This is a genomic window from Telluria sp. LT1R51-2, from assembly GCF_059685775.1.
In genome coordinates this window covers 535,692-551,322 of the sequence record NZ_JCASIM010000002.1, presented here as the reverse complement: position 1 = coordinate 551,322, position 15,631 = coordinate 535,692, and the positions used below count along the sequence as shown (strand labels likewise).

Below are 15,631 nucleotides of genomic sequence, written 5' to 3'. Positions count from 1 at the left end.
CAGCGTGATTACATATTACGCCGGTACTGCCCACCCACTTCGAACAGCGCCGTCGTGATCTGTCCCAGCGAGCACACGCGCACGGCGTCCATCAGGTGCGTAAACACGTTCTGGTTGTCGATGGCGGCCTGGCGCAGGGCGGCCAGCGCGGCCGGCGCGGCATCGGCGTGGCGCGAGTGGAAGGCGTCCAGGCGCTGCAGCTGTGACTGCTTTTCGTCGTCGGTCGAACGTGCCAGTTCGATCGTCGCCGCTGCGCCCGAACCTTTCGGATTGCGGAAGGTATTGACGCCGATGATCGGCAGCGTGCCGTCGTGCTTCTGGTGCTCGTACAGCATCGACTCTTCCTGGATCTTGCCGCGCTGGTAGCCGGTTTCCATCGCACCCAGCACGCCGCCGCGTTCGGCGATGCGCTCGAATTCCTGCAGCACCTGCTCTTCGACCAGGTCGGTCAGTTCGTCCATGATGAACGCGCCCTGGTTCGGGTTCTCGTTCTTGGCCAGCCCCCACTCGCGGTTGATGATCAGCTGGATGGCCAGGGCGCGGCGCACCGATTCGTCGGTCGGCGTGGTGATCGCTTCGTCGTAGGCATTGGTGTGCAGCGAATTGCAGTTGTCGTAGATCGCGATCAGCGCCTGCAGCGTGGTGCGGATGTCGTTGAAGTCGATCTCTTGCGCGTGCAGCGAACGGCCCGATGTCTGGATGTGGTACTTGAGCTTTTGCGAGCGGTCGTTGGCGCCGTAGCGCTCGCGCATGGCCACCGCCCACAGGCGGCGTGCGACGCGCCCGAGCACCGTGTATTCCGGGTCCATCCCGTTCGAGAAGAAGAACGACAGGTTTGGCGCGAAGTCGTCGATGTGCATCCCGCGCGCCAGGTAGGCTTCGACGAACGTGAAGCCGTTCGACAGCGTGAACGCCAGTTGCGAGATCGGATTGGCGCCCGCTTCGGCAATGTGATAACCCGAGATCGACACCGAGTAGAAATTGCGCACGCCGTGGCGCACGAAATATTCCTGGATGTCGCCCATGACCTTCAGCGAAAACTCGGTCGAGAAGATGCAGGTGTTCTGGCCCTGGTCTTCCTTCAGGATGTCGGCCTGCACGGTGCCGCGCACGCTGGTCAGGACCCAGGCGCGGATTTTTTCGCTTTCGTCCGGCGTGGGCTGGCGGCCGTTGTCGTGCGCGAACTTGTCGATCTGCTGGTCGATCGCCGTATTCATGAACATCGCCAGGATGGTCGGCGCCGGGCCGTTGATCGTCATCGACACCGACGTCGACGGGCTGCACAGGTCGAAGCCGTCGTACAGCACCTTCATGTCGTCCAGCGTGGCAATCGACACGCCCGAGTTGCCGACCTTGCCGTAGATATCGGGCCGCAGCGCCGGGTCGGCGCCGTACAGCGTGACCGAATCGAACGCGGTCGACAGGCGCTTGGCGTCCATGCCGGTCGAGACGAGCTTGAAGCGTTTGTTGGTGCGGAAGGCGTCGCCTTCGCCGGCGAACATGCGGGTCGGGTCTTCGCCTTCGCGCTTGAACGGGAACACGCCGGCCGTGTAAGGGAACGCGCCCGGCACGTTCTCGAGCATCAAAAAGCGCAGGATTTCGCCGTGGTCTTCAAAGCGCGGCAGCGCGACCTTGCGGATCGGATTGCCCGACAGGGTCTTGGTCACCAGGCGCGTGCGGATTTCCTTGTCGCGTACGTGCGTGACGTAATCGTCGCCGGCGTACGCGGCCTGCAGCGCCGGCCAGGCAGCCACGAGGTTCTTGGCTTCGCCATCCATCGCGTTGTCGCGTTCGGCCATCAGGCCGTCGAGCGCATCGCTTGTGGCAGCGCCCTGGCCGGCGGCCAGCAGCATGCGCTTCGATTCGCCCAGTTGCTGGCGCTCGCGTGCGAGTTTCACCTGGCGCGCCACGTGGCGGTGGTAGCCGCGCACGGTGTCGGCGATCTCGGCCAGGTAGCGGCTGCGCGCCGGTGGCACGATCACGTTCTTGCCGCTCGAGTAGCGCAGCGCCGGCGCGGGCAGGCTGCTCGCATCGATCGGCAGGCCGAGCGCCGCCAGCCTTGGCAGCAGGCCGTGGTACAGCGCCGTCACGCCGTCGTCGTTGAAGCGCGAGGCCTGGGTGCCGAACACCGGCATCTGGTCCGGGCTCTGGCTCCACAGTTCGCGGTTGCGCTGGTACTGCTTGGCCACGTCGCGCAGCGCGTCGAGCGCACCCTTGCGGTCGAACTTGTTGATGGCGATGAAGTCGGCGAAATCGAGCATGTCGATTTTTTCGAGCTGTGAGGCGGCGCCGAATTCGGGCGTCATCACGTACATCGACGTGTCGACGTGCGGCACGATGGCGGCGTCGCCCTGGCCGATGCCGGACGTCTCGACGATCACGAGGTCGAACCCGGTCACCTTGCAGGCGGCGATCACGTCGGGCAGCGCCTGCGAGATTTCCGAGCCGGCGTCGCGCGTGGCCAGCGAGCGCATGAACACGCGCGTCTGGCCGTTCCACGGACTGATCGCATTCATGCGGATGCGGTCGCCCAGCAGCGCGCCGCCGGACTTGCGGCGCGACGGGTCGATCGAGATCACGGCGATGTTCAGGTGGTCGCCCTGATCGAGGCGGATGCGGCGGATCAGTTCATCGGTCAGCGACGACTTGCCCGCGCCGCCGGTGCCGGTGATGCCCAGCGTCGGCACGCGCAGCGTCGCGGCGTGTTCGAGGATCTGCGCGCGCAGCGCGGCGTCGACCTTGTCGTTTTCCAGGGCCGTGATCAGCTGCGCCAGCGGGCGGTGGCGCGCAGCCAGCTCGCCCTGCTGCAGCGCCGCCAGCGTGGTCGGGGCGTACGGTGACAGGTCGACGTCGCACGCTTGCAGCATCGCGTGGATCATGCCGACCAGGCCCATGCGCTGGCCGTCTTCGGGGCTGAAGATGCGGGTGACGCCATACGCATGCAGTTCGTCGATTTCGTGCGCGACGATCACGCCGCCGCCGCCGCCGAACACCTTGATGTGCGCGCCGCCGCGCTCGCGCAGCAGGTCGATCATGTACTTGAAGTATTCGACGTGGCCGCCCTGGTAGCTCGAGATGGCGATGCCTTGTGCGTCTTCGGCCAGTGCCGCCGTGACGACATCGTCGACCGAGCGGTTGTGGCCCAGGTGGATCACCTCGGCCCCGTTCGATTGCAGGATGCGCCGCATGATGTTGATCGACGCATCGTGGCCGTCGAACAGCGAGGCGGCGGTGACGAAGCGCACCTTGTTGGCCAGTTGCAGAGTGGCGGGGGCGGGGGCAGCCAGCGTGGCGGCGGCAGTTGTATCGTTCATGGCGAGCAGTCCTTGTAGGCGGGAGGACGAGGAGTGCTGGTACGGTATCTGACGTTAACGTTAACGTCAAGCTGTGAACAAATGAACCGGTTTTATGAAGTTTACTAAAGATAACATTAAGTGATTAAATGCAATCATTTGGTATACTTCCTGCATAGCGCGAGCACACCGTCCGCGCTTGGTTACCAGAGGCTACGTCAGATGTTGAAAAAAGTGGATGCGTCACAACTCAGGGTCGGCATGTTCATCCACGATCTCGATTGTGGCTGGATGGAGCATCCCTTCGTGCGCAGTCAGTTCCTGTTGACCTGCGAGAGCGAAATCCAGAAGATCCGCGACGCGCGCATCCACGGCGTCGTGATCGATTGCGGCCGCGGCATGGACGTGGACGCGCCGACGCTGGCCCAGGCGCAGGCGGCCACCGAAGCCGAAGTGACGGCGCTGGCCACCACCGCGACCAGCCGGGTACGAATCTCCGTTGGCGAGGAACTGCAACGCGCGGCCACGGTGCGGCGCGAAGCGGTGGGCGTGGTGCGCACGGTGATGCAGGACGCGCGGCTGGGAAAGGTCGTCCACCTCGACGAGGTGGGCCCGGTCGTGCAGAACATCACCGAATCGATCCTGCGCAACGCGGGCGCCTTGCTCGGCCTGTTACAGATCAAGAACAAGGACGATTACACGTTCCTGCATTCGGTGAGCGTGTGCACGCTGCTGGTGGCGTTCTGCCGCTCACGCAATCTGGATGACGAGCGCATCTACCAGGCCGGCATCGGCGGCCTGCTGCACGACACCGGCAAGGCGCTGGTGCCGGATGCGATTCTCAACAAGGCAGGGCGCCTGACCGACGCCGAGTTCGCCATCATCAAGCGCCATCCGCGCGATGGCCACGACATTCTGCTGCGCACGCCCGGCATCGGCGCCATTCCTCTGGACATCACGCTGCACCACCACGAGCGGCGCGACGGCAGCGGCTACCCGGATGCGCAGGCCGGAAGCGCAATCAGCGAGCTGGCGCAGATGGCGGCCATCGTCGACGTGTACGACGCGATCACATCCGAGCGCTGCTATCACAAGGGGGTGGCGCCGGCCGAAGCGCTGCGCAAGCTGTACGAGTGGAGCAAATTCCACTTCGATCCCGCCCTGGTCCAGGAATTCATGCGCTGCGTCGGGATCTACCCGGTCGGCACGCTGGTGCTGCTCGAGTCGGGGCGCCTGGGCGTGGTGGTCGAGCCGCACGAAACGAGCCTGTTGACGCCAAAGGTCAACGTGTTCTTCCACACCAGGCAGCAGCGTTACATCAAACCCGAGACCGTCGATCTGTCACGGCCGCTGGGCTTCGGTGGCGGCGACCGGATCGTGCGTCACGAGTCGGCCGAGAAGTGGCAGGTCGAACCGCTGCGTTTCATGCAGGTGGCCTGAACGCACACGACGCGCGCTCAGAAGAATTCGGCGGTGTCGTTGGTCGTGACGGTCTGCAGCAGGCCGCCCTCGACCAGCGCTTCGTAGTGGCAGACGCGGTTGCGGCCATTGGCCTTGGCGAAATACAGCGCCTGGTCGGCGTGGCCCAGCGTAACGACCGGCGAATCGGCCGCGCTGACGCTGGTAAAGCCGACACTGACGGTGACTTGCCCCACTTGCGGGAAGTGGTGGCTTTCGACATCGAGACGAAAGCGCTCGATGATGCGGCGCGCGTTCTCCAGCGTCGTCGAGCGCAGCAGCACCACAAACTCTTCGCCGCCAAAGCGAAACACCCGGTCCTGCGTACGGAATGACGATTGCAGCAGGTTGGCGATCAGGATCAGGACTTCGTCGCCGTACAGGTGGCCAAAGCGGTCGTTGACGGTCTTGAAGTGGTCGACGTCGACCACGGCCAGCCACTGCTGTTCTGCCCCGTGCTGCGCGCGCCTTTCGGCCACGCCCGGCATGACCGGTTCGACGTCCGTCGCATGCAGCATGCGCGCCAGCTGATCGTCGAAGGTCTTGCGGTTGAGCAGGCCCGTGAGCGAATCGCGTTCGCTGTAGTCGAGCAAATTCTGGAAATTGCGGTACACGCTGACAATGCCACTGACCATGTACAGCGCTTCCGGCGTGAATGGACTGTCGTGGGCGATCTCGAGGCAGGTATCGGCCCGCTCGCCGAACCAGATCGGCAACCACAGGCGGCGCAGGCCATCGGCCCCCACGCCCTCGGCGCGCGTGGCGTGCTGGCGCAGGCAGGCATCGAGTTCCGGATAGGTGGCGATTGGTTCGCCCGGGCCGCTGTCTTGTGGCTCTTCCGGGCAAGCGACGCCGCCCGCCTGGATGCAGGCGCGCGAGCGCACGAACTGCTGGCCGCCGACGCTGGCAATACCCAACACCCGGGTCTGGCTCGCGCCTGACAATTCCTGGACCGCCGACACCACGGAGATGTCGAGCATGGTGTGATCGCGGTGGCCAGTCATGTCCACCATGTGTCGCAGCAGGGAATCCATGTCGTTGTTATCAGGCCAGGCAAGCGCGAAAGAAGAAGACCCTGCATGTGGCGTGGCATGACGCGCAACCGGGCCGGAGATGCCGCTTTTTCCAGCGGCCAAGCGAAGCAGCATAATGCTTTTTTGTACTAGCGGCAACTATTCTTGGTGATTTTTACCCTGCTTTATCGGGTCATCGTGCGTTGGCGCCTGGGCCTTACGTTTCCTCAAGCAAAAACATTTCCACAAGGAAAACTGAGCATCATCAAATTGCCGCACGGCACTAATACTTATAGTCAATTCACTGGCACAAAGTTAGTCAGCAGGGGCGACCGGGCCCGGTCGCAGCCAGTACTTTATCAACCACTACAAGGAGTATTGTCATGAGCACGATTACCTCCGCCATCAAAGCCTTCATCGCGGATGAGAACGGTGTGACTGCCATTGAGTATGGCCTGATCGCTGCACTCATCGGCGTCGCAATGGCCACCGTGGCTGGCGAGGTGGGCACTGGTATCAAGGAAACGTTCGAGTACATTCGGGATCAGCTGAGCGCCGCTAACCCGACTGCACCGTAATCCATGTGCCCCCCGGGTCGCAGTCCGGCCCGGGGGGCATTTTTTCTGGAGCCGATCATGGATATCGCACCCTACCTCGACACGCTGCTGCTGCTGCTGGTGACGGCCGCCGCGATCAAGGACCTGGAAAGTCGGCGCATTCCCAATTCATTGCTGCTCGCTGGCGTACTCGGCGCGCTGCTGCTGCACCTGCTGTCACCCCAGCCAGTGACGGCGCTGCTATCCGCGTTGGGCGGCTGCGCGACCGGCCTGGCCGTGCTGCTGCCGTTCTATCTGCTGCGCGGCATGGCTGCCGGCGACGTCAAGATGATGGCCGCCGTCGGCGTCTTCACCGGCGCGGGCGACGCGCTGCGCATCGCCATCCTGGCCTGGTGCGCAGGCGGGGTAATGGTGCTCGTTGTACTGATTGTCAAAGGGCGGCTGCGCCTGGCCCTGTCCAATCTGTGGGCCATGTTGCTGCCCATCCTGCTGCGCTTGCAACGCTTGCCGAGCCCGGATAACGGCGGCCGCCCCAGCGCGGGTTCGATTCCCTATGGCGTGGCCATTGCGGCAGGAACGATCGTGCACCTGGTCGGCCGTTACGGCGCCACACACCTCGCTTGACCGCCTTGGCCGCTCTTGTCAGGCATCAAGTAGCGCAAATAGATGCTCGTTAGAATCAATCGAGGTTTTCCCAAAACCAACTTCAGCAGCAGGAGACGTCATGATCGGAGTGTTATCGGCCGCCGCGCTGACCGGACCGGATGCATCGTTGCCCCTGTCTGCGCCGGGTTTTGATGCGGATGGCAATCTTGCTGCAGTGCTGCCGCGTCAGCCGCGCACGGTGCGCGATACGGGGCTCGACGCGCGCCTGGTGACGGCGCTCGTGATCAAGACTCTGCATGCCGACGGCAAGTCGCCCTTGTCCAGGCTGACCGGACGCCTGCGCCTGTCGGTCAGCGTGCTGCGCGAAGTGCTGCAGGCGCTGGTGGGCGCGCAGCAGGCCGAGGTGGCGTATTCGGGCGACAGCGACCTCGATGTGCATTATCAGTTGACCGTCCCGGGCCAGCGCGCGGCGGGCGAATACCTGGCCGAATCGCGCTATGTCGGCCCGGCGCCGGTGACGCTGGCGGCGTGGCGCGCCGTGGTCACGCGCCAGTCGCAGCGCCAGCCGGATGCAGCGCGCGTCACGCGCACCGAGCTCGATGCGTTGCTCGACGGCGACGGCCTGGCGCCGGCCATTCGCGAGCAGATCGGCGCGGCACTGCATTCGGGCCGCCCGTTGCTGCTGTACGGTCCATCCGGCAGCGGCAAGACGACGCTGGCACGCAAGCTGGCACGCCTGCGCCAGGACCCGATCGCGGTGCCGTATGCGGTGCTGGTGAACCATGAAATCATCGCGCTGCACGACCTGGCGCTGCATCCCGTCCCGCTGCACGCGCGCGCGCTGGAAGAGCGTCGCAGCAGCGATGCACGCTGGGCCCTGAGCCAGCGTCCGCTGGTGCACGTGGGGCCCGAGCTGGCGCGCGACATGCTGGAGCTGCGCAGCGACCCCGGTAGCGGCGTGCTGCGCGCGCCGCCCCACATCCTGGCCAACAACGGCTTGCTGGTGGTGGACGATCTGGGTTGCCAGCGCGTGCCGCCGGGCGAACTGCTGCACCGCTGGCTCGGCGCGCTGGAAGCGGGCCAGGACCATGTCACGGTGCCGGGTGGCCCCACCCACGCCTTGCCGTTCGATGTCAGTCTGGTGCTGATCACCAGCCTCGCGCCCGAGGCGGTGCTCGACGACGCCTGCCTGCGCCGCATCGGTTACCGGATTCCGGTCGGCCCGCTGTCGGAGCACAGCTACCGCGCACTGCTGCGGCGCCAGGCGCGGCTGCGCCGGATCGATCTCGACGACAGCGCGATCGCCTTCCTGATCGAGCACCTGCACCGCCGCACCGGGCGCGCGCTGCTGGCCGCCTATCCGCACGAGCTGCTGGGCCGGATCGCCGACTTCGCCGGCTATACCGGTCAGGCGCCACGCTGTGATGTCGATGGCCTGACCCGCGCCTGGAACAGCCTGTTCGGCGAAGGAGACGCAGCATGAAAAATCAACGAGCCATGATCATGATGGCGCTGGCCGTGCTGCTTGGCCTGCTGGCCGTGGCGCTGGCCGCGCGCTGGCTGCTCAATGCGCCGGTGGCCACGGCTGGCAGGATCGTCGTCGCGGGCAGCGACATCGACATTGGTCAGCGTCTCAACCCGGCGCTGTTTATCGTGGTGGACTGGCCCACCGCCAGCGTGCCGAAGGGGGCGTTCACCGATCCCAAGGCGCTGAACGGACGGGTGTTGCGCAGCAGCCTGCTCGCCGGCGAGCCGGTGAGCGAAGCCAAGCTGGCCCCGGCCGGCACGCTGGGTGGCCTGTCGGCCCTGATCGCCGAAGGCAAGCGCGCCATCACGGTGCGCGTCAATGACGTGATCGGCGTGGCCGGCTTCGCCCTGCCGGGCAACTATGTCGACATCATCGTCAGTACCGAGACGGCGCCCGATCCGAATGCCCCGCAGGCCCGTGCGCACAGCATCTCGAAGATCGTCCTGGAGCGCATCCTGGTGCTGGCGGTGGCCCAGGAAGTGGGCCGCGACGAGACCAAGCCCAAGGTCGTCAATGCCGTCACGCTCGAAGTGACGCCCGAACAGGCCGAAAAGCTGGACCTGGCGCGCAGCGTCGGCGCGCTGTCGCTCGCGCTGCGCAACCAGATCGACCCGGCCGCCACCACCACCACCGGCGCCACCAAAGAGAACCTGCTGCCGGCGCCACCCGCGGCGCCGGTCGTGCTGCGCGCAGCGCTGCCAGCACGGCCACGCTTGCAGCAGGTGCGGGCGCCGCTGCCGGTACAGCACCGGAACTGCATCAGCGTCATCAACGGCCTGCACGCATCGCAGGAGTGCTTCTGATGTCTACGATTGGACCGATCATGCACCGACATCCCACGAGCGCACTGCGCGTTTGTCTTGCAGCCATGCTGACAGGTGTGAGCGCCCTGGCGCTGGCGGCACCGGTCGCCCAGAAAACCGCAGCACCCGGCACGGCAGCCCGGCCTGACCTGCGCCTGGACACCGGCTGCCAGGGCGAGGCGGCCCGGCCCGCCGTCATGGCGCTCCAGATGGGCAAGTCGACCATGCTGCGCCTGCCCGAAGCGGTGCGCCGGCGCAGCGTCGGCAACCCGGCCGTGGTGCAGGCGATGCTGGTCGCGCCGGACACGCTGTACATCGCCGGCGTCGATGTCGGCACCACCAATATGATCGTGCAGGGCCGCAGCGGCTTGTGCAGCGTGATCGACATCACGGTCGCGATGGACCCGGGCGGCCTGCAGGCCATGCTGGGCGCGGCCATGCCGGACGAGAAGCAGATCCGGGTGCTGGCCGCGAATGACACGCTGGTGCTGACCGGCACCGTCAGCGACGCCAGCGCGGTCAACCGCGCGGTGGAACTGGCTGGCGCTTACGTGCGCCGCCCGCTGCGCCCATTGCCGGCGCCCGACAAGGACAACGCGACCGACGGCGTGATCCTGGTCGACAAAGGGAGCAGCAGCGGCGCGGCTGCCGGCGCCGGTGGCGCCAGCGCCCGCGTGGTCAACCTGCTGGCAGTCAGCGCGCCCCAGCAGGTGCAGCTCGAGGTCAAGGTGGCCGAAGTCGCGCGCACGCTGCTCGAGCGGCTTGAAAGCGGGATCCGCCTGAGCTTCGGGTCGGGCAGCTGGACCACCACGCTGGCCAGCGATTTTCTCAGCGGTCTGGCGCGCGGGGGTCTGGCTGGCCTGAAATCCAACGGCAACCGCTTCGGCATCGACGCCGACAAGCTCGATGGCCTGGTGCGTATCCTGGCCGAACCGAACGTGCTGGCCCTCAGCGGCCAGGAAGGCGCGTTCCTCGCCGGCGGCAAATTCTTCATCCCGGTGGCGCAGGACAACAACAAGGTGACGCTGGAAGAACGGGAATTCGGCGTCGGCCTGCGCTTTACCCCGACCGTGCTCGGTGGCGGACTGATCAACCTGAAGGTCGCGCCAGAGGTGTCGGAGCTGTCGCGCGAAGGGATCGGCATCAGCGCCGCCGGCATTGCCGGCACCGCGATCATGCCGCTGCTGACCACGCGCCGCGCCAGCACCACGGTGCAGCTGCATGACGGCCAGAGTTTCGCCATCGGTGGCCTGGTGCGCAACAACCTGGTCGCCAATCTGAAAGGCTTGCCGGGACTGGGCGACGTGCCGGTGCTGGGCGCGCTGTTTCGCAGCACCGACTTCCAGCAGGAGCGCAGCGAACTGGTGTTCGTGATCACGGCGCGCCTGGTCAAGCCGCTGCCGGCCGGCAGCCTGAGTTTGCCCACCGACCGTTTCGACGTGCCGTCACGCGCCGGCGTGCTGCTCGGCGGGCGTCTGGAAGGTGCGCCTGCCGTTGGCACCACGCCCGTTCCCTCCGCACCGGCGCCGGCGCCGGCGACCCCGCACTGAACCAGGAGAGCAGCATGGCATCCACATTCACACGCTGGGCAGCGCTGGCGCTGCTCGCCGGCGGCGCGCAAGGCTGCGTCTCGGGCACGCCGAACTGGGACAACCAGTTCGGTGCGGCCACCCGCGCCAACCTGGCCGCGCAGACGATCGACCCGGCGGCAGGCAGCATCCGCCACCCCGCGGCGGGGCTCAGTGGACCGGCAGCGCGCGCCGCCATCGACAACTATGAGCGCTCGTTCGCACAACCGGACACCGGCCAGCCGGCGCCCATGATTCGTTCGCACTGAGCGCGCGGCTACACCCATATCGAGGATTTCATGAGAGCGCTCCTGATCAGCTGCGACAGCCACCTGTATGCGGAACTGGCTTCCCAGGGCGCCGCGCGCGTGCCGCCCATGCAGGTGGCCGCAACCCGCGCCGGCCTGCGCGAAGCGCTTGACCGGCCCGATCCCGATGCGCCGCAACTCGTGATCGTCGATGCCAGCAACCTCGAACCGTCCGAAGCCAACCTGCTCGAGCGCCTGGGCCGCCAGTATCCGACGTCGCAACTGATGCTGCTGACCACCCAGCACCAGCCCGACCTGTTGATCACCGCAATGCGCGCCGGCGTGCGCGAGCTGCTGCAACTGCCGCTGGTGCACCGCGCCTTCCATGAGGCGATGGACCGCATCGCCAGCGCCGCCGGCATGTCGACCATGCGCGACGGGAAGGTGCTGGCATTCATTGCCTGCAAGGGCGGCAGCGGGGCCACCTTTATCTCGACCAATTTCGGCTATGCGCTGGCCACGCTGGCGGGCAAGAAGGTACTACTGGTCGACCTGCATGGCCAGTTCGGCGACGCTGCCCTGTACGTGTCGGACCAGAAACCGGCCATGACGATGTCGGACGTGTGCGCCCAGATTGCGCGCATCGACGGACCGTTTCTCGAATCGTGCCTGGTGCACGTCACGCCCGGCTTCGGCGTGCTGGCGGCGGCCGACGATCCGGCCCACGAACGGCAGGCCAAGCCCGAACACATCGACACCATCCTGCGCGTGGCGCGCCAGCACTACGATTACGTGCTGCTCGACGTCGGGCGCCAGATCGATGCGGTGTCGCTGCGCGCGCTGGACGCGACCGACACCATCTATCCGTTGCTGCAACTGGCGCTGCCCGACATCCGCGATGCGCGCCGCCTGCTCGACATCTTCCGCTCGCTCGGCTATGTGCTCGACAACATCCGCCTGATCGTCAACCGCTACGAGAAGGGCGGCAAGCTGCGCCTGCAGGACCTGCACGCGGCGCTGGGCTGCGAAGTGGTGCACACCTTCCCCAACGATTACATCGCGGTCACCGACTCGGTGAACCAGGGCGTGCCGGTGCTGCAGCTGTCGCGCTCGAGCGCCGCCGCGCGCAGCCTGGCCGACCTGGTCGAACTGGTGACCGCGCAGCGGGTCCACGAAAGCCGCGGCCTGCTGGGGCGCCTGTTCGGGCGCCAGGATCACGACGACTGACCCGTCCCCCCGCTTCAATCACGCTCTGGAGACATCGATGTCCCTTCGCGAACGCCTTGCGCTGCCCGACCCCGAGCGCCCGACCGGCGCCGAATCGCACGAAGCGCCCAACCACGCTTACCAGGAGCTCAAGAAGCTGATGCACCAGATGATCCTCGACCGGATCGACCTGGAGCGCCTGAAGCGCCTGACCGCCGAACAGTTCAAGCACGAACTGGCGCTGCTGGTCCAGCGCATCATCGAAGACGAACGCATCGTGCTGAACCAGCACGAGCGCCATCACCTGGTGCTCGACATCCAGCACGAGATGCTGGGCTTCGGCCCCCTCGAGCCGCTGCTGGCAGATCCGACCATCTCGGACATCCTGGTCAACACCGCCAGCAAGGTCTGGGTCGAACGCTACGGCAAGCTCGAACTGACCGATGTCACCTTCCACGACAACGCCCACCTGATGAAGATCATCGAAAAAATCGTCTCGCGCGTGGGACGCCGGGTCGACGAATCGAGCCCGATGGTCGATGCGCGCCTGCCGGACGGCTCACGCGTGAATGCCATCATTCCGCCGCTGGCCGTGGACGGGCCGATCCTGTCGATCCGCCGCTTCGGCGGCAGTCCGCTGACGGTACAGAACCTGCTTGAATACAAAAGCATGGCCCCGCCGATGATCCAGGTGATCGAGGGCCTGGGCACGGCCAAGGTCAACATCCTGATCTCGGGCGGTACGGGCAGCGGCAAGACCACCTTGCTCAATCTGATCTCGGGGTTCATCCCGGCCAGCGAGCGCGTCGTGACGATCGAGGATGCGGCCGAGCTGCAACTGCGCCAGCCGCATGTCGTGCGCCTGGAAACGCGACCGCCGAACATCGAGGACAAGGGCGAAGTCACGCAGCGCGCGCTGGTGCGCAACGCACTGCGCATGCGACCCGACCGCATCATCCTGGGTGAGGTCCGCGGCGCCGAGGCGCTCGACATGCTGCAGGCGATGAACACGGGGCACGAGGGCTCGCTCGCCACGATCCACTCGAACACGCCGCGCGATGCGCTCTCGCGCCTGGAAAACATGGTCAGCATGGCCGCGGTCAACCTGACGCCGCGCGCGATCCGCCAGCAGATCGTTTCGGCGGTGACGGTGGTGCTGCAGGTATCGCGCCTGACCGACGGCACGCGCAAGCTGGTGAGCATGCAGGAGATCACCGGCATGGAAGGCGAGATCATCTCGATGCAGGAGATCTTCCGCTTCGAACAGCGCGGTGTCGATCCGCAGGGCAGGGTGCTTGGCCACTTCAGCGCCACCGGCGTGCGGCCGCGTTTTGCCGACCGCCTCCGGCTGTTCGGGGTGCCGGTGCCGGACGACGCGTTCGATCCCGACCGCGTGTTTGATTGAAGGATCGCTCATGGACACCCTGTTCTATGCGTTCGTCGTGGTGCTGTTCGCCGCTGTCATCCTGGCTGTCGAAGGGTTTTACCTGTGGTGGATGAGTACCCGCGGCGCCGCAGCGCGCCGCATTGCACGCCGCCTGCAGGTGATGTCCGGCGGTGCGCAGAGCCGCTCGGGCGAACGCATTTCCATCCTCAAGCAGCGCCCCTTCAGCCGCCAGCCTGCCCTCGACCGGCTGCTGCACCGGGCGGTCCTGGCCCAGCGCATCGATGCGCTGCTGGTGCAGGCCGGGGCCACCTGGACGGTCAGCCACTTCATCGCTGCTACTTTTGGCTGCGTGAGCACGGTCCTGGTGGCGTGCGCCGTCTGGTCGCTGCCCCTGCCGGCGCGCCTGGTGCTGTGCGTAACCAGCCCGGGCCTGCCCTGGTGGTTGCTGCACCGGATGCGCAGCCGGCGCCTGATCCGCATCGAGCACCAGTTGCCGGAGGCGGCAGACTTCATCGCGCGCGCGCTGCGCGCCGGGCACTCGTTCATCAATGTGCTGCAGATCGTCGGCAATGAACTGCCCGAGCCGCTGGCCGGCGAATTTCGGATCGCGCGCGAAGAAATCAATTATGGCGTCCCGATGAACGAAGCGCTGCACGGCCTGGCCGCGCGCATTCCGCTGACCGACCTGCGCTACCTGGTGATCGCGGTGCTGATCCAGCGCGACTCGGGCGGCAACCTGGCCGAAATCCTCGGCAATATCAGCGGCATCATCCGCGCGCGCCTCAAACTCGTGGCCCAGGTACGGGTGCTGTCCGCCGAAGGCCGTATGTCGGCCTGGATTCTGGGCCTGCTGCCATTTGGCGTGATGGGCGTGATGACGGTCAGCAGCCCGCATTACGTCAGCATGCTGTGGACCGATCCGAGCGGCGAGCGGCTGCTGTGGTACGGCCTGGGCATGATCATCGTCGGCGTGCTGTGGCTGCGCCTGACCATCCGCATCCGCGTGTGAGGCCATGATGAAGATCACCCAACTGATATTCCTGCTGGTGGTGTTCGTCGTTGTCTGCGCACTGTGCTGGGTCGGGCTGGCCTTGTTTGCCCCGGTCGCCTTGCGTGAACGCCTGCGCCAGTTTCTCGGCCAGCGCGCCCCGTCGGGCGCCGGCGACGTGCCGCGCCTGCGCTGGATCGAGCGGATCGCCAGCGTTGCCCGCCCGCTCACCCGGCTGTCGATTCCCGAGGAAGGCTGGGAAAAATCGACGCTGCGCACCCGGTTCATGAACGCCGGCTGGCGCAATCCGGCAGCGCCGACCCTCTATTTTGCGGCCAAGACCACGCTGGCATTGCTGGCGCCCGCTGTCCTCGCGCCCATGCTGCTGTGGCGCAGCGGGACATCGGGCCGCATGATGCTGATGATCCTGCTGGGTGGCGCCGCGCTTGGCTACTACCTGCCCAACGCCGTGCTGGCGCGTCGCATCAAACGGCGCCGGCGCGAGATCTTCGAGACCATTCCCGATGCGCTCGATCTGTTGACGGTATGCGTCGAGGCGGGCCTGAGCCTGGAGCGCGCCCTGGTCAAGGTGGCCGCCGAAATCCATATCAAGAGCATGCTGCTGGCCCAGGAAATGCAGATCGTGCTGATGGAAATGCGCGCCGGCTTCACCAAGGAAAAGGCGCTGCGCAACTTCGCGCTGCGTTCGGGCGTGGACGATGTCGACACCCTGGTCGCCATGCTGATCCAGTCCGAACGTTTCGGCACCAGCGTGGGCGATGCACTGCGCGTGTATGCCGACAACCTGCGCCACAAGCGGCGCATGATCGCCGAAGAAACGGCCGCGCGCATCGGCCTCAAGCTGCTGTTCCCGCTGATCTTCTGCATCTTTCCGACGCTGATGATGGTCCTTCTGGGACCGGCGGCGATCCAGATTTCCCGTGCCATGAGCGCGCTGGCCAGCGCGCGCTGAACC

13 protein-coding genes are annotated in these 15,631 nt (G+C 66.2%); 11 read left to right on the top strand and 2 right to left on the bottom strand.

The genetic code is table 11. The features are described from left to right. Nucleotides 1-8: 8 nt before the first annotated feature. Nucleotides 9-3,314, bottom strand: a complete 3,306-nt coding sequence (gene icmF, locus AC56LH_RS20645) for a fused isobutyryl-CoA mutase/GTPase IcmF (RefSeq protein ID WP_499649248.1) — start codon at nucleotides 3,312-3,314, stop codon at nucleotides 9-11. 201 nt (nucleotides 3,315-3,515) lie between these two features. On the opposite strand from icmF, the gene AC56LH_RS20640 reads away from it, so the two are divergent. Next, nucleotides 3,516-4,733, top strand: coding sequence for a cyclic di-GMP phosphodiesterase (locus AC56LH_RS20640; RefSeq protein ID WP_499649246.1), 1,218 nt, complete (start codon nucleotides 3,516-3,518; stop codon nucleotides 4,731-4,733). A 17-nt stretch (nucleotides 4,734-4,750) separates the two neighbouring features. Here the strand turns inward: AC56LH_RS20640 and AC56LH_RS20635 are convergent, their stop codons facing one another. Then, complete coding sequence (locus AC56LH_RS20635) at nucleotides 4,751-5,785, bottom strand: GGDEF domain-containing protein (RefSeq protein ID WP_499649244.1); 1,035 nt, start codon at nucleotides 5,783-5,785, stop codon at nucleotides 4,751-4,753. Nucleotides 5,786-6,147: 362 nt separating this feature from the next. Here AC56LH_RS20635 and AC56LH_RS20630 point away from each other — a divergent pair, with 362 nt between their 5' ends. The 10 genes from AC56LH_RS20630 to AC56LH_RS20585 all read left to right on the top strand — a co-directional run bounded on the left by AC56LH_RS20630 (nucleotide 6,148) and on the right by AC56LH_RS20585 (nucleotide 15,628). Beyond that, nucleotides 6,148-6,342: a Flp family type IVb pilin gene (locus tag AC56LH_RS20630; protein ID WP_499649243.1), complete on the top strand. Its 195-nt coding sequence runs from the start codon at nucleotides 6,148-6,150 to the stop codon at nucleotides 6,340-6,342. 57 nt (nucleotides 6,343-6,399) lie between these two features. Further along, complete coding sequence (locus AC56LH_RS20625) at nucleotides 6,400-6,945, top strand: A24 family peptidase (RefSeq protein WP_499649241.1); 546 nt, start codon at nucleotides 6,400-6,402, stop codon at nucleotides 6,943-6,945. A gap of 100 nt (nucleotides 6,946-7,045) precedes the next feature. Beyond that, complete coding sequence (locus AC56LH_RS20620) at nucleotides 7,046-8,410, top strand: DUF8689 domain-containing protein (RefSeq protein ID WP_499649239.1); 1,365 nt, start codon at nucleotides 7,046-7,048, stop codon at nucleotides 8,408-8,410. Beyond that, entirely contained in the window at nucleotides 8,407-9,258 is an 852-nt protein-coding gene (gene cpaB / locus AC56LH_RS20615) for a Flp pilus assembly protein CpaB (RefSeq protein ID WP_499649237.1), read from the top strand. The genes AC56LH_RS20620 and cpaB overlap by 4 nt, the downstream gene beginning before the upstream one ends. A 20-nt stretch (nucleotides 9,259-9,278) precedes the next feature. Beyond that, nucleotides 9,279-10,808 (top strand): type II and III secretion system protein family protein, encoded by a 1,530-nt coding sequence (locus tag AC56LH_RS20610; protein ID WP_499649235.1) that lies wholly within the window; start codon nucleotides 9,279-9,281, stop codon nucleotides 10,806-10,808. Nucleotides 10,809-10,822: 14 nt separating this feature from the next. Next, entirely contained in the window at nucleotides 10,823-11,095 is a 273-nt protein-coding gene (locus AC56LH_RS20605; protein WP_499649233.1) for a hypothetical protein, read from the top strand. A gap of 30 nt (nucleotides 11,096-11,125) precedes the next feature. Further along, entirely contained in the window at nucleotides 11,126-12,301 is a 1,176-nt protein-coding gene (locus AC56LH_RS20600) for a CpaE/TadZ family protein (RefSeq protein ID WP_499649231.1), read from the top strand. A gap of 37 nt (nucleotides 12,302-12,338) precedes the next feature. Beyond that, nucleotides 12,339-13,685, top strand: a complete 1,347-nt coding sequence (locus AC56LH_RS20595) for a TadA family conjugal transfer-associated ATPase (RefSeq protein WP_499649229.1) — start codon at nucleotides 12,339-12,341, stop codon at nucleotides 13,683-13,685. A 10-nt stretch (nucleotides 13,686-13,695) separates the two neighbouring features. After that, nucleotides 13,696-14,676, top strand: a complete 981-nt coding sequence (locus AC56LH_RS20590; RefSeq protein WP_499649227.1) for a type II secretion system F family protein — start codon at nucleotides 13,696-13,698, stop codon at nucleotides 14,674-14,676. A gap of 7 nt (nucleotides 14,677-14,683) precedes the next feature. Further along, the gene (locus AC56LH_RS20585; RefSeq protein ID WP_499649813.1) at nucleotides 14,684-15,628 is read left to right on the top strand and encodes a type II secretion system F family protein; all 945 of its coding nucleotides are present in this window, start codon (nucleotides 14,684-14,686) and stop codon (nucleotides 15,626-15,628) included. Nucleotides 15,629-15,631 lie beyond the last annotated feature (3 nt).